The following is a 13,758-nucleotide window of genomic DNA, read 5'->3' as shown; positions in this document are numbered from 1 at the left end:
TGGTTTACTTAATTTGTTCTATATTATTCTGTTCAATTTTCAAAGATCTCATCCAGTCTTGCGACTGCTTTATTATGATAACACTCAATCAAAACCTTGTCAACAACTTTTTTTAAAAATCGTTTTATTTTTTGATTGTCGTGAACTTCACAACGAATACTATCTTACCATCTTTATTCTTAATTATTAATTATAAATTTATGTTTTATTTGAATTTAAATTATATATTCTCAATATATCTTATTTTTTCTTAATTATAAGTAGGCAGATACACCCGGATAAGTTATTGTTAATTTATTTAACTTTTCATATATTTTTTTACATTTTTCACTTATATATGCTTTACTCTTTCTTTTTTTTATCTTAATATTAAAGTATTAAAATACAAAAAGGGAGATTATATTAATGATAAAACATAAAAAACTTATTTCATTAGTAATAGTTTTTAATACGTTTCTATTATCAGGATGTGGTTCAGCGTCCTCTTCAACTAATTCAAATAACGTAGATTCAAATGCTGCCGTTTCAGGAAATGCTTCTACTTCTATACCAGTAGCAGCAGCGCAACCCGTATTTTCTGTCTCTGACAATAATTATTTCTCATGTCCTATTATCGCAAATAATTCTTCTATAATATTTGCAAATCCTGACGATAATAATAATCTTTCTACATTACAATCACTTTCTTCAGGTAATATATTAAATACAAGTAATGTACAGGAATTTGTAAAGTATTCTGCAAATAGTATTGCGCTTTTAGAGGACACCATATATTTTGCAGATACTAGCCGCAAAAATGCATTGTCTTCTGTTACAATGTCAGATAAAAAATATACAAAAATAAATAATCATTCAGTAGATAATCTTATATCAGTAGATTCTACTTTATTTTATATCGATAAAACTAACGGAAGTAACATCTGTTCATTAGATACTTCTTCTAATCAAGTAAAAGCTATATGTACAGATAAAGTCGGAAAATTTATAATAAACGGATCATATGTTTTGTATCAAAATCTTTCAGATAAAGGAAAGCTTTATGCAGTAAATGTTGATGGTACTGGAAGAATGAAGCTTATGGATTATGTTCCAGAAAGTTTTATCGGATATAAAGATACAGTATTATTTTTTAACTCTTCTGATAATAACAATCTTTATTCTTTAGATCCTTCTACTCTTGAAACAAAAAGAATCGCTATAATGAATGGTTCTGATTTGAAATGTGATTCTAAAAGCATATACTTTTTAAATGGTTCTGACTCAAATAATCTTTATACACTTTCAGTAGACCTTCAAAATTTTAAAGCTCAATTTAAATCTGTTATAAAAGATTCAATTAACGAATATTATCCTACAGAATTAGGATTATTTTATGAAAGAAATTTAAATGTAAACAATCTTTATTTTCAGAAATAATAAAAAGGGATTTTTGCCAAAATGCAAAAATCCCTTTTCATTTTTATTAAACTATAATGCCTTCACTATTTTCTTAAAGTCATTACCTCTTACTTCAAAATTAGGATATAGATCAAATGATGCACATGCAGGTGATAAAGTTACTATATCACCTTTTTTAGCTATCTTTCTTGCAGTTTCAACTGCTTCTTTCATCGAATTTACTTCTGCAATATTAATCTTTATTCCTTTTTCCTTTTCGAGTTTCTTAAATACAGCTTCTATCTTGCTTCTAGTATTACCCATCAAAATAAGTTCTTTAATATAAGGGTATCCTTCCTCTGCAAGAGGCTCAAAAGGAATATGTTTATCATATCCTCCAGCAATAAGTATTACTTTTTCATCAAATGCTCTTAATCCTGCAAGTGTTCTTGTAGGGCTTGATGCGATAGAATCATTATAATACTTTACTCCATCTAATTCACGTACAAGTTCACATCTGTGCTCAACGCCACCAAATGTATATGCAACTTCCTTCATTGTCTCTATTTTAACGTCTTCTTTTGTTGCTAAAAATGCAGCTAGATAATTTTCAACATTATGCATTCCTTTTATGACTATATTATCTTTTCTGCATACTTCTTTTCCCTCAAGATATAAAATTCCGTCTTTATAATATGCGCCATCTTCTATGATTCTCTTTGAACTAAATTCCAAAACTTTTCCTTTAGCTTCGTCTTTAAAAGAATATGTGATATCATTTTCTCTATTTAATATGAGAATTCCATCTTCATTCTGATATTTATAGATGTTCTTCTTAGCATCTATATATTCCTGCATGTCTTTATGAATGTCAAGATGATTTGGAGCCAGATTAGTACATATAGCTACATCGACAGGCACATCCATTGTCATAAGCTGAAAGCTTGAAAGTTCAAGTACAACTCTATCTTCATCTTTTATTTCTTCAATCTTTGAAAATAAAGGTGTTCCTATATTTCCACCTACCCATGTTTTAAATCCTTCTTTTGCAAGTAACTTTGAAATTATTGTTGTAGTAGTTGTCTTTCCATCGCTGCCTGTTACTGCATAAACTTTTCCTTTTGTATATTTTACGAATTCTTCCATCTCCGATGTTATATATGTGCCTTCATTTTTAGCTTTTACAAGGGCTTCACTATCTATTCTCATTGAAGGAGTTTTAAATATTACATCAAAACCTTTAAGATTATCTAAGTAATTTTCCCCAAGTTCTAATTTTACTCCTTTTTTCTTAAAGTCATCAGCAATGTTTTGCATTTTATCTTCTGTCTTCTTATCAAATGCTGTAACAGCAGCACCTAATTTTAAAAGAAAATTTATAAGAGGTATATTGCTTACGCCTATTCCTACTACTGCAGTATTTTTCCCCTTAATGAACTTTTTAAACTCGTTAAAATCTTTTTTCATCAGGATAATCCTCCATTTTTATTTATAACTTTATAAAAAACCGCCTTAATTTATAAGGCAGTTTTATTATCTTTAATTAAAGTTCCATATTCTTTGTAATATATTCTTCTAATTCAGATATCTTTATTCTTTCCTGTTTCATAGTATCTCTGTCTCTTACAGTAACAGCTTCATCTTCAAGTGTATCAAAATCAATTGTTATACAATATGGTGTTCCGATTTCATCTTGTCTTCTATATCTCTTTCCTATGCTTCCTGCTTCATCATATTCAATGCTTAGCTTTTTGCTTAATTTAGAATATACATCCATTGCTTTATCTGAAAGTTTTTTAGATAATGGAAGAACTGCTGCCTTATATGGAGCAAGTGATGGATGAAGATGCATTACAATTCTTGTATCTCCATTTTCAAGTTCTTCTTCATCATAAGCTTCAACTAAAAATGCAAGAGCAACTCTATCTGCTCCTAATGAAGGTTCTATTACATATGGTATGTATTTCTCATGTGTTGTTGGGTCCTGATATGATAAATCTTTTCCTGAATGTTCCTGATGCTTTGTTAAATCATAATCAGTTCTATCTGCTATTCCCCAAAGTTCTCCCCAGCCAAATGGGAATAAGTATTCTATATCAGATGTTGCTTTTGAATAGAATGATAATTCTTCTTTTTCATGATCTCTCATTCTTATGTTCTTTTCATCTATTCCAAGATCAAGTAAGAACTTCCAGCAATAATCTTTCCAATATTTATGCCATTCTAAATCTGTATCTGGTTTACAGAAGAATTCAAGTTCCATCTGTTCAAATTCTCTTATTCTGAAAGTAAAGTTTCCAGGAGTAATTTCATTTCTGAATGATTTTCCTATCTGTGCTATACCAAATGGTACTTTCTTTCTTGTGCTTCTCTGTACAGCTTTGAAATTAATAAATATACCTTGAGCTGTTTCTGGTCTTAAATAGATTTCAGATTTAGCATCTTCAGTTACTCCCTGGAATGTTTTATACATAAGATTGAACTTTCTTATATCTGTATAGTTCATCTTTCCACATTTAGGGCATACAACATTATGAGATTTTATATAGTCCATAAGTTGCTCATTTGACCATCCATCTGCTGATGCTACTTCTACTCCATGAGCTGTCATGTCATCTTCAACTAATTTATCTGCTCTAAATCTTGCTTTACATTCCTTACAATCCATTAATGGATCAGAGAATCCACCAACGTGTCCTGATGCAACCCATACCTCACGATTCATAAGTATTGCACTATCAAGTCCAACATTATAAGGACTCTCTTGAACAAATCTCTTCCACCATAATTTTTTTACGTTGTTTTTAAATTCTACTCCTAAAGGACCATAATCCCATGAATTTGCAAGTCCTCCGTATATATCAGATCCTGGGAATACAAATCCTCTGTTTTTGCAAAGTGCTGTAATCTTATCCATTGTTTTTTCTACTGCCATTTTCTTTTCATACCTCCATATAACCTTAGTATTTTTAAATCAGGGTAAAATAAAAAGCCCTGACCATAAAGGGACGAAAATTCTTCCGCGGTTCCACCCTTCTTGGCTAAAGCCCATCTTAATTCCTCACGCTCTAAAGTTCCTTTCATATAAAAAGTAATAATGATTCACACCTTCCACCATTTCTCTTTAATAACTTTTTAATTACTCTTCTTTGTCATCACGTGTATTTAATTATTTCAATAAATATATCATAGCAAACTCATTTTATATGTCAATACTTTGGGCAAAAAAAATAAGAAGCCTTACGCTTCTTTTGAATAAAAAAATGGCTCCGCGAAGAGGGCTCGAACCTCCAACCTATCGGTTAACAGCCGAGTGCTCCACCATTGAGCTATCGCGGAACGTCATTACTCTTTATATTATATCAGCATTTTTTCATTTTGCAACCCTTTTATATAAAAAACAGTACAACCTTATAAAATTAAGTTACAATATGTAATTTTGCTTCAAAATCATGCTTGTTAGATAATAAAATAAAGAAAGTCTAATATTTTGTTTTTTTGCAAAAAAATAAGAAGCTTTATGCTTCTTTTTGAATAAAAAAATGGCTCCGCGAAGAGGGCTCGAACCTCCAACCTATCGGTTAACAGCCGAGTGCTCCACCATTGAGCTATCGCGGAACGTCATTACTCTTTATATTATATCAGCATTTTTTCATTTTGCAACCCTTTTATATAATTTTTTCTAATTTATTTTTTGTTTCGTATAAATACTAACATATATGTTAATAATTATGATATAAATTCCAGAAAGGAGGATGTATTATGAACAGAGTCTATTTAATAGGGAGAGCTGTAAGAGATCTTGAGCTTCAGCATTTTGGAGAAGAAAATAAATCTTATGTTAATTTTACACTTGCTGTTGATGAATATAATTCAAAAACAAAAGAATCAACTGCTAATTTTATAAATATAGTGGCATTTGATAAGAAAGCAGAGCTTTTAGCAAAATATATAGCTAAAGGTAATCAGCTTTCCGTTGAAGGTAAGCTTAGAACATCAGCGTATACTGATCAAAATAACAAGAAAAAATATTCTACAGCTGTCATACTTGAAAATTTCAAATTTCTTGAGAAAAAATCTGATGCAATATAAAAAAACAGGTTTCGCAAGTTACTTGCGAAGCCTGTTTTTTTATATTATTCAATTCTAGTTCTGTTTCTGAGGTTTCATTGTTGGGAATAATATTACATCTCTTATTGATGATGCATTTGTAAGAAGCATTATTAATCTGTCAATTCCCATTCCCATACCGCCTGTTGGTGGCATTCCTGTTTCTAATGCGCTCATGAACTGCTCATCTAAAACATAAGCTTCGTCATCGCCTAATTCTCTTTCCTTTGCCTGTTGTTCAAATCTTTCTCTCTGAACTACTGGATCATTTAATTCTGAGTAAGCATTACATAATTCTCTTCCATAGATAAATCCTTCAAATCTTTCTGTAAATTCAGAATTTCCTCTCTTCTTCTTAGTTAAAGGTGAGATTTCTACTGGATAATCTGTAACAAATGTTGGATCCATCATATTAGCTTCACCGAATTCTTCGAATAAAGCATTTAAAACTTCTCCCTTTGTTACTTTATCTATTGATTTAGGGAATTCAAGATTCTTTTCTTTTGCAATTTCTCTTGCTTCTTCATCTGATTTTATATTATTAAAATCAACGCCTGCAAATTCTTTTACAACGTCAACCATAGTCATTCTCTTCCAAGGTGGCTTAAAGTCGATTTCTCTTCCTTCGTATGTTACCTTAGTTGATCCTGTAACTTTTTCACATATATATGCTACCATGTTTTCAGTTATTTCCATCATACCATTATAATCTGTATATGCTTCATATAATTCGATAGAAGTATATTCTGGATTATGTCTTACGTCCATTCCTTCATTTCTAAAGTTTCTTCCGATTTCATATACCTTTTCAAAACCTGCTACTATTAATCTCTTTAAATATAATTCTGTAGCTATTCTTAAATACATATCCATATCAAGAGAATTATGATGTGTAGTAAATGGTTTTGCTGCTGCTCCACCTGCTATTGGTGAAAGAATAGGTGTTTCAACTTCTAAAAATCCTTTATTATCTAAGAATTCTCTCATTGTCTTTATAATAAGACTTCTCTTTATAAATGTGTCTTTAACTTCAGGATTAGTTATTATATCAACTTCCCTCTGTCTGTATCTTAAATCTGGATCTTTTAATCCATGCCATTTTTCTGGAAGAGGTTTTAATGATTTACATGTAAGTTTAAAAGTATTTACATTTACAGTAACTTCTTCAGTTCTTGTCTTAAATACTTCTCCACTTGCAACTATCCAATCTCCTATATCAAGAGTCTTGTAAAACTTTAAGTTTTCTTCTCCAACTTTGTTTATCTTTAAGAATAATTGAATTTTTCCATCTTTATCATAGATATCAGAAAAAACTACTTTTCCCTGTCCTCTTTTAGACATAATTCTTCCTGCTACTGTTACTTCTTTTCCCTCAAGCTCATCATAATTTTCTTTTACTTTACTAGATGTATGAGTTCTTTCTACTGTATAAACATCAAATGGATCTTTTCCTGTGTCTTGAAGTTCCTTAAGTTTCTGTCTTCTTAAAGCTTCCTGTTCACTAAATTGTGCTTCAAGATCCTGTATATTATTTTCTTCTTTTGACATTTTAAACCTCCGCTAATTTTTTATTTGGTAATTGATAATATTTCAAATTTAGAAATACCGTCTGGGACTTCTACTTCGACAATATCTCCAATTTTCTTTCCTACTAGTGCTTTCCCAACTGGTGATTCGTTTGATAATTTAAACTCCATAGGATCAGCTTCTGTAGAACCTACAATTGTATATTCAACCTCTTCATCAAAATCGTAATCTTTAACTTTTACTTTTGATCCAACTGATACAATATCATTTGGAACTTCTGAAGCATCTGCTACTTCAGCATTTTTAAGCATGTTTTCAAGCTGAAGAATTTTTCCTTCTGTAAATGCCTGATCATTTTTTGCTTCATCATACTCTGAATTTTCACTTAAATCTCCATAGCCTAATGCTACTTTTATCTTCTCAGTTATCTCTTTTCTTTTAACTGTTTTTAAATATTCAAGTTCTGCTTCTAATTTTTTTACACCTTCATATGTCATTACATACTTCTTTGATTGACTCATATCTGATTTCTCCCTTTAAACCTTTTTTTATATATTATGTTTTATTGCATTTGCAAAATTCGTATATTTCCAAAATCATTGCATTTATTATAAAACAGCACATGATTTATGTCAATAAAATGCAATTTTCTAACGAAAATACATGATTAAACTATTCTCTAATATTTAAATGTGTTTTTATATTCATTTAATACATTTATGACTTTGCTGCTGTCATCTAAAGTATTTATCTCATTTCTTATTTCAGTACATCCTGGAATTCCTTTAATATACCATGATGCATGTTTTCTCATTTCTCTTACAGCTTTATATTCTCCGTTATATTTTACTGCAAGTTCATAGTGCCTTATGCACATTTTTATTTTTTCTTCATAAGTAATTTCTGATACTTTTTTCCCATCAAGAGCTTCTTTTATATTTTTAAATATCCATGGATTTCCCATACTTCCTCTTGCAACCATTATCCCATCACAATTCGTTAATCTTTTCATTTCAATTGCATCTTCAGGAGTAAATACGTCTCCATTTCCTATAACAGGTATTGACACAGCTTCTTTTACCATACGCACTGCATTCCAATCTGCTTTTCCTTGATACATCTGCTCTCTTGTCCTGCCATGTATTGTTATTGCATCTACTCCAGCACTCTCAACTGCTTTAGCAAATTCAACACAATTAATATTATCATCTGTAAAACCTTTTCTAAACTTAACCGTAACTGGTTTTTTAGAAACTTTTTTTATAGATTTAACAATATCATATGCAGTAGATGGGCTTTTCATAAGTGCAGAACCATCCCCGTTTTTAACTATTTTATGTGCTGGACATCCCATATTTATATCTATAATGCATATATCATCATTGCAATTAAAATATTTATCGCAAACTTCAGCCATCATATCAGGTTCATGTCCAAAAATCTGAACTGCAACAGGTTTTTCCTCATCTGCTATCCTTAAAAGCTGTTTTGTTTTTTCACTCTCATAATATAATGCTTTAGCACTAACCATTTCAGTATATACAAGTCCACATCCCATTTCTTTGCATAATCCTCGAAATGCTATATCTGTAACTCCAGCCATTGGTGCTAAAAATACATTATTATCAAAAGAAAGCTCTCCTATGTTCATAGAAAACTACTCCTTATTTTTTTCATATAATATTTTTAATCCTTCTAAAGTAAGACTTGAATCTACTCTGTCTATAGCTTTTGTTCCTTGAGAAATTAAGTTTGCAAGACCTCCTGTAGCTATTACAATTGGACTTCTTTTAGTCTTTCTACTCATTTCATATTTCATTTTCTTTACTATATATTCAACTTGCCCAATATATCCTAAAATAATACCCGCCTGCATACTTGAGACCGTATTCTTACATATAGCACGACCTATCATTTCAAGTTCTACTCTCGGAAGTTTTGCTGCTCTTTCAAATAAAGCATCAGCCGAAATTCTTATTCCAGGGCATATACATCCTCCCAAATAATCACCATTTGAAAGTACAGAACAAAATGTTGTAGCTGTCCCAAAATCAATTATTATAACAGGTGACTTATAAATTTCATGTGCTGCTACTGCATTTACTATCCTGTCAGCTCCAACTTCTTTTGGATTATCATATTTTATATTTATACCTGTTTTTATTCCTGGACCTACAATAATAGGTTCAATTTTAAAGCATTTTCTAAGCATATTTTCTAAAGAGTGCATTATATTAGGCACAACGGACGACACAATAACTCCTTCTATTGATGAAGGATCTATATCGTTTAATCTAAAAAGTTCAATAACCTGTATTCCGTATTCATCAGAAGTTTTATTTGCATCACTAGATATACGCCATGAGGCTATATATTCTTTTCCGTTATGTACTCCTAAAACTATATTTGTATTTCCAACGTCAACAAGCAAAATCATAAAAACACCACCTTATAAAATTAAATTAAAAGCAGCCCTTAGAGCTGCCTTTAATTTAAAATCAATTTAAAAATAACACTTTAATTTTAACAAGTAATTAATATTTGTCAAGCTATTAATTAAAATAATCCTACTATTTCTCCATTTTTATATATGTCCATTCTATTTGCTGCTGGCACTTTAGGAAGTCCTGGCATTGTCATAATATTTCCTGTCTGAACTACTATAAATCCTGCACCATTTGATACTCTTACTTCATCAACGTGGATATCAAATCCAGAAGGTTTTGCTAAAAGAGTTGGATCATCAGATAAAGAATACTGAGTCTTTGCCATACATACTGGAAGTTTATCAAGATTAAATTTTTCAAGTTCTGCAATCTGTTTATTTGCATTCTTAGAATATAATACTCCAGAAGCTCCATAAATTTCTTTTGCAATAGTTAAAATCTTTTCTCTTATAGGTGCTTTTTCATCATAAATTGGAGCGAAATCAGATTTTCCTTCTTCTATAGCATCAAGAACCATATGAGAAAGTTCAATTCCTCCTTCTCCTCCTTTTGCCCATACATCAGATAAAGCAACTCTTACGTTCATCTTCTTGCAAAATTCTTTAATAAACTTAACTTCTTCATCGCTGTCAGAAACAAATTTATTAATTGCAACTACAGGAGTTACATTAAATTTTCTTATATTTTCTATCTGCTTTTCAAGATTTGCGATTCCTTTCTTTAAAGCATCAACATTTTCTTCGTTTAATTTATCTTTAGCTACTCCGCCGTGATGTTTTAAAGCTCTTATTGTTGCTACTATAACGCAGCAATCAGGTTTTAAATTTCCATATCTGCATTTTATATCAAAGAATTTTTCAGCTCCAAGGTCTGCGCCAAATCCTGCTTCTGTAATTGCTATATCTCCAAGTTTAAGTGCAAGTTTAGTTGCCATTAATGAATTACATCCATGTGCTATATTTGCAAATGGTCCTCCATGTATTAATGCAGGTGTATTTTCAAGAGTTTGAACTAAATTTGGCTTTATTGCATCTTTCATAAGAAGTGCCATGGCTCCTTGAACTTTAAGTTCTTTCGCATAAACAGGTTCGCCATCAAGATTATAAGCAACTAATATGTTTCCCATTCTTTCTTTTAAGTCTTCTAAATTATCTGCTAAGCATAAAATAGCCATAACTTCAGATGCAACAGTTATTGTAAATCCATCTTCTCTTACAAAACCATTAACTTTTCCACCCATACCTACTACTATTTTTCTAAGAGATCTATCATTCATATCCATTACTCTTTTAAAAATAATTCTTCTTGAATCTATTCTTAAAACATTTCCTTGATGAATATGGTTATCTATAGCTGCTGCTAAAAGATTATTTGCAGATGTAATAGCATGCATATCTCCAGTAAAGTGAAGATTAATATCTTCCATAGGAACAACCTGTGCATATCCGCCACCTGCAGCTCCTCCTTTTATTCCAAATACTGGTCCAAGAGATGGTTCTCTTAAAGCTATCATTGTTTTCTTTCCTAATTTATTTAAAGCTTCTCCAAGTCCTACAGTAACTGTTGATTTACCTTCTCCTGCTGGTGTAGGATTTATTGCTGTTACTAAAACAAGCTTTCCGTCTTTTTTATCATTAAGTCTATCATAAACGTCTAGTGAAATTTTACATTTATATTTACCATAATATTCTATATCATCTTCTGTAAGTCCTGCTTTTGCTGCAATTTCCTTAATTGGTTTCATTTCTGCTTCTTGAGCAATCTGTATATCAGTTTTCATCTGAAATCCCTCCAAATAATATGTATTGATATTAAAATAAATCGTATTGTAATTATATCATTTTACAATTCGCATTAAAAGGCTTTTTCGAATATTTGTAATTATTTTTATAAAATCATTCGTATTTTTAATAAAATGTATAAAAAAAATCCAGCTAAAAAGCCAGACCTTTATATTTTAATTACCTAAAAATTTTATTCATCAAATCCCCATATATCATCGTTTAAATGTATACCCAAAAGTTTATCAAGTGCTCATTTTACATAAATGTGTTTATCTTTCTAAATCAGAACTCCCTTTTTAATGTTTCCCCTAACCACAGTAAATACACTGTACACCTTTTTTAATACCCTCTCCATAAATAGCTTTTCTAAACTTATCATCTTAATTATATAATTTATTTATTAGTGATCCATTCCTCTCATTTTTAAAAGTTGTACAGCCATCTGTTTAAATAGCAAATACAAATTTTTCATCTAAATGTTTTTTTCTCATATTTCTTCTCTTATAAATTCTTATACAATTCCGTATATTTCCCCATCTCTCAGTTCACACAATAATTTATATACGATGCCCTTTATGTATCTAATAATACACTGCTTTAATTAAATCCATATTAAAATCATATTAACGTAGTGTAAAAAAAAAGCACCTAATATCAAATATATAATCTGGTATTAGGTGTCTTTTTAATTATGAAAACTAATTTGCTTCAAAAATTGATTCAAATTGTTTTCCATCTATTTTTTCTTTATTTATAAGCTCTTTTGCAACTGCATCAAGCTTTGACATATTCTGTTTAAGAAGAAGAGTCGCTCTATCATAAGCTTCATCTATGAATTTCTTAACTTCCATGTCAATCTTAGAACCAAGCTCTTCACTGAAGTTTCTCTGTTTTCCAAGATCTCTTCCAAGGAAAACTTCATCGCTATCAGTACCGTAAGATATAGTTCCTATTTCATCACTCATACCATACTGCATTACCATTTTCTTAGCAATGCTACTTGCTCTATCAATATCATTTTTAGCACCAGTGCTTATATCTCCAATTACTAGATTTTCTGCAACTCTGCCGCCTAAAAGACCTGCCATTTCATCTCTAAGCTTTGACTTAGATACATACGAAGAATCTTCCTTTGGAATATTCATAGTATATCCACCAGCCATACCTCTTGGTATAATGCTTATTTCATGAACAGGATCGCAGTTTGGTAAAAGTCTCATAACAATTGCATGACCTGCTTCATGATATGCAGTGATTCTCTTATCATGTTCTGTTATAACTCTGCTCTTCTTTTCTGTACCTGCAATAACTCTTGTAATTGATTCTTCTAAATCTCTCATTGATACTCTTTTTTCGTTCTTCTTAACAGCTAAAAGTGCTGCTTCATTAGCAAGATTTTCAAGTTCTGCTCCAGAAAATCCTGATGTCATCTTTGCAAGAACATTTAAATCAACAGAATCTTCAAGAGGTTTATTTTTAGTATGAACTTTTAATATCTCTTCTCTTCCTTTAACATCTGGTCTTCCTACTGTTATCTGTCTATCAAATCTTCCTGGTCTTAAAAGAGCAGGATCAAGTATATCTGGTCTATTTGTAGCTGCAACTACAATTATGCCTTCGTTACTAGTAAAACCGTCCATTTCAACAAGAAGCTGATTTAAAGTCTGTTCTTTTTCATCATGACTTCCGCCTACACCAGCACCTCTTTGTCTTCCTACTGCATCAATTTCATCTATAAAAATGATACATGGAGAATTTTTCTTTGCATCTTCAAAAAGACTTCTTACTCTAGAAGCTCCAACTCCTACATACATCTCTACAAAATCAGAACCTGATATTGAGAAAAATGGAACGCCTGCTTCTCCTGCAATAGCTTTTGCAAGGAGTGTTTTACCTGTTCCTGGAGGTCCTACAAGAAGTACTCCACTTGGGATTCTAGCACCCATCTCATTATACTTTGAAGGTTTTTTTAAGAAATCTACAATCTCTGCAAATTCTTCTTTTTCTTCATCTGCTCCTGCAACATCTTTAAAAGTATATTTCTGCTTATCTGGAGTTATCATTTGAGCTTTATTTTTACCAAAACTCATAGCTCCACCTCCGCCGCCTTTAGCTTGCTGAGTAAATATTGTAATAAGGAAGAAACATCCTAATAAAACTAGAATACTTGGTCCTATTGCCGAAATCCACTTTGTTGTTGATGATGGTGGAGTAAAAACAATGTTTAAATCACTCTTCGGATTAGATGTTATTAACTTGTTTATAACATCTGATGGGATATATGACGAAAACTTTTCATTGTCTTTTGTTACCCCTTCAATTGTATCACTATCTATATTTACTTTTATACTCTCTATCTGATCATTATTCCACATATCCTGGAAAGAAGTATATGTTATATCGCCTGATTTCTTATTGTTCTGCCATAGCACCATAGATGCGAGTATCACCATTACTGTTACTACAGCAAAAACAGCTGCACTTGAATATTTTTTCATTCAAGCTCCCCCTTT

The 13,758-nt window shown here is 31.0% G+C and carries 10 protein-coding genes and 2 tRNA genes; 2 read left to right on the top strand and 10 right to left on the bottom strand.

The window, feature by feature from the left end; all coding sequences use genetic code 11:
- The first annotated feature begins 405 nt into the window (after nucleotides 1–405).
- Nucleotides 406–1,416: a DUF5050 domain-containing protein gene (locus MTX53_RS00865; RefSeq protein ID WP_244834308.1), complete on the top strand. Its 1,011-nt coding sequence runs from the start codon at nucleotides 406–408 to the stop codon at nucleotides 1,414–1,416.
- A gap of 51 nt (nucleotides 1,417–1,467) precedes the next feature.
- Here MTX53_RS00865 and murD read toward each other — a convergent pair whose 3' ends face one another.
- The 4 genes from murD to MTX53_RS00845 form a co-directional block, all read right to left on the bottom strand.
- Nucleotides 1,468–2,844 (bottom strand): UDP-N-acetylmuramoyl-L-alanine--D-glutamate ligase, encoded by a 1,377-nt coding sequence (gene murD, locus MTX53_RS00860; protein WP_244834307.1) that lies wholly within the window; start codon nucleotides 2,842–2,844, stop codon nucleotides 1,468–1,470.
- 76 nt (nucleotides 2,845–2,920) lie between these two features.
- The gene (locus MTX53_RS00855) at nucleotides 2,921–4,312 is read right to left on the bottom strand and encodes a glycine--tRNA ligase (RefSeq protein WP_244834305.1); all 1,392 of its coding nucleotides are present in this window, start codon (nucleotides 4,310–4,312) and stop codon (nucleotides 2,921–2,923) included.
- Between the two features lie 329 nt (nucleotides 4,313–4,641).
- Nucleotides 4,642–4,716 (bottom strand) — tRNA-Asn (locus MTX53_RS00850).
- Between the two features lie 204 nt (nucleotides 4,717–4,920).
- Nucleotides 4,921–4,995: transfer RNA gene (locus MTX53_RS00845), tRNA-Asn, on the bottom strand.
- A gap of 144 nt (nucleotides 4,996–5,139) precedes the next feature.
- Between MTX53_RS00845 and MTX53_RS00840 the strand changes: the two genes are divergently transcribed.
- Nucleotides 5,140–5,469 carry a single-stranded DNA-binding protein gene (locus MTX53_RS00840; RefSeq protein WP_244834303.1) on the top strand — a complete coding sequence of 110 codons (330 nt, stop codon included), beginning with the start codon at nucleotides 5,140–5,142 and terminating at the stop codon, nucleotides 5,467–5,469.
- A 54-nt stretch (nucleotides 5,470–5,523) separates the two neighbouring features.
- On the opposite strand, the gene lysS is transcribed toward MTX53_RS00840, so the two are convergent.
- The 6 genes from lysS to ftsH form a co-directional block, all read right to left on the bottom strand.
- Nucleotides 5,524–7,035: a lysine--tRNA ligase gene (lysS, locus tag MTX53_RS00835; RefSeq protein WP_244834302.1), complete on the bottom strand. Its 1,512-nt coding sequence runs from the start codon at nucleotides 7,033–7,035 to the stop codon at nucleotides 5,524–5,526.
- Between the two features lie 20 nt (nucleotides 7,036–7,055).
- Nucleotides 7,056–7,535: a transcription elongation factor GreA gene (gene greA, locus MTX53_RS00830; RefSeq protein ID WP_244834300.1), complete on the bottom strand. Its 480-nt coding sequence runs from the start codon at nucleotides 7,533–7,535 to the stop codon at nucleotides 7,056–7,058.
- A 158-nt stretch (nucleotides 7,536–7,693) separates the two neighbouring features.
- The gene (gene dusB / locus MTX53_RS00825) at nucleotides 7,694–8,665 is read right to left on the bottom strand and encodes a tRNA dihydrouridine synthase DusB (protein ID WP_244834299.1); all 972 of its coding nucleotides are present in this window, start codon (nucleotides 8,663–8,665) and stop codon (nucleotides 7,694–7,696) included.
- A 6-nt stretch (nucleotides 8,666–8,671) separates the two neighbouring features.
- Nucleotides 8,672–9,451, bottom strand: coding sequence for a type III pantothenate kinase (locus tag MTX53_RS00820; protein WP_244834297.1), 780 nt, complete (start codon nucleotides 9,449–9,451; stop codon nucleotides 8,672–8,674).
- Between the two features lie 119 nt (nucleotides 9,452–9,570).
- The gene (locus tag MTX53_RS00815; protein WP_244834296.1) at nucleotides 9,571–11,241 is read right to left on the bottom strand and encodes a formate--tetrahydrofolate ligase; all 1,671 of its coding nucleotides are present in this window, start codon (nucleotides 11,239–11,241) and stop codon (nucleotides 9,571–9,573) included.
- Nucleotides 11,242–11,943: 702 nt separating this feature from the next.
- Complete coding sequence (gene ftsH / locus MTX53_RS00810; RefSeq protein ID WP_244834295.1) at nucleotides 11,944–13,743, bottom strand: ATP-dependent zinc metalloprotease FtsH; 1,800 nt, start codon at nucleotides 13,741–13,743, stop codon at nucleotides 11,944–11,946.
- Nucleotides 13,744–13,758 lie beyond the last annotated feature (15 nt).

The sequence above is a fragment of the Clostridium sp. BJN0001 genome (genome assembly GCF_022869825.1).
In the GTDB taxonomy this organism is placed as follows: domain Bacteria; phylum Bacillota; class Clostridia; order Clostridiales; family Clostridiaceae; genus Clostridium.
The sequence above is the reverse complement of the archived record's forward strand: the minus strand, read 5'-3'. Positions and strand labels throughout refer to the sequence as shown.

Coding starts and splice junctions, on each gene's coding strand:
- murD (WP_244834307.1), bottom strand. CDS start 2,844: ATGAAAAAAGATTTTAACGAGTTTAAAAAGTTCATTAAGGGGAAAAAT.
- MTX53_RS00815 (WP_244834296.1), bottom strand. CDS start 11,241: ATGAAAACTGATATACAGATTGCTCAAGAAGCAGAAATGAAACCAATT.
- dusB (WP_244834299.1), bottom strand. CDS start 8,665: ATGAACATAGGAGAGCTTTCTTTTGATAATAATGTATTTTTAGCACCA.
- ftsH (WP_244834295.1), bottom strand. CDS start 13,743: ATGAAAAAATATTCAAGTGCAGCTGTTTTTGCTGTAGTAACAGTAATG.
- MTX53_RS00840 (WP_244834303.1), top strand. CDS start 5,140: ATGAACAGAGTCTATTTAATAGGGAGAGCTGTAAGAGATCTTGAGCTT.
- lysS (WP_244834302.1), bottom strand. CDS start 7,035: ATGTCAAAAGAAGAAAATAATATACAGGATCTTGAAGCACAATTTAGT.
- MTX53_RS00855 (WP_244834305.1), bottom strand. CDS start 4,312: ATGGCAGTAGAAAAAACAATGGATAAGATTACAGCACTTTGCAAAAAC.
- MTX53_RS00820 (WP_244834297.1), bottom strand. CDS start 9,451: ATGATTTTGCTTGTTGACGTTGGAAATACAAATATAGTTTTAGGAGTA.
- MTX53_RS00865 (WP_244834308.1), top strand. CDS start 406: ATGATAAAACATAAAAAACTTATTTCATTAGTAATAGTTTTTAATACG.
- greA (WP_244834300.1), bottom strand. CDS start 7,535: ATGAGTCAATCAAAGAAGTATGTAATGACATATGAAGGTGTAAAAAAA.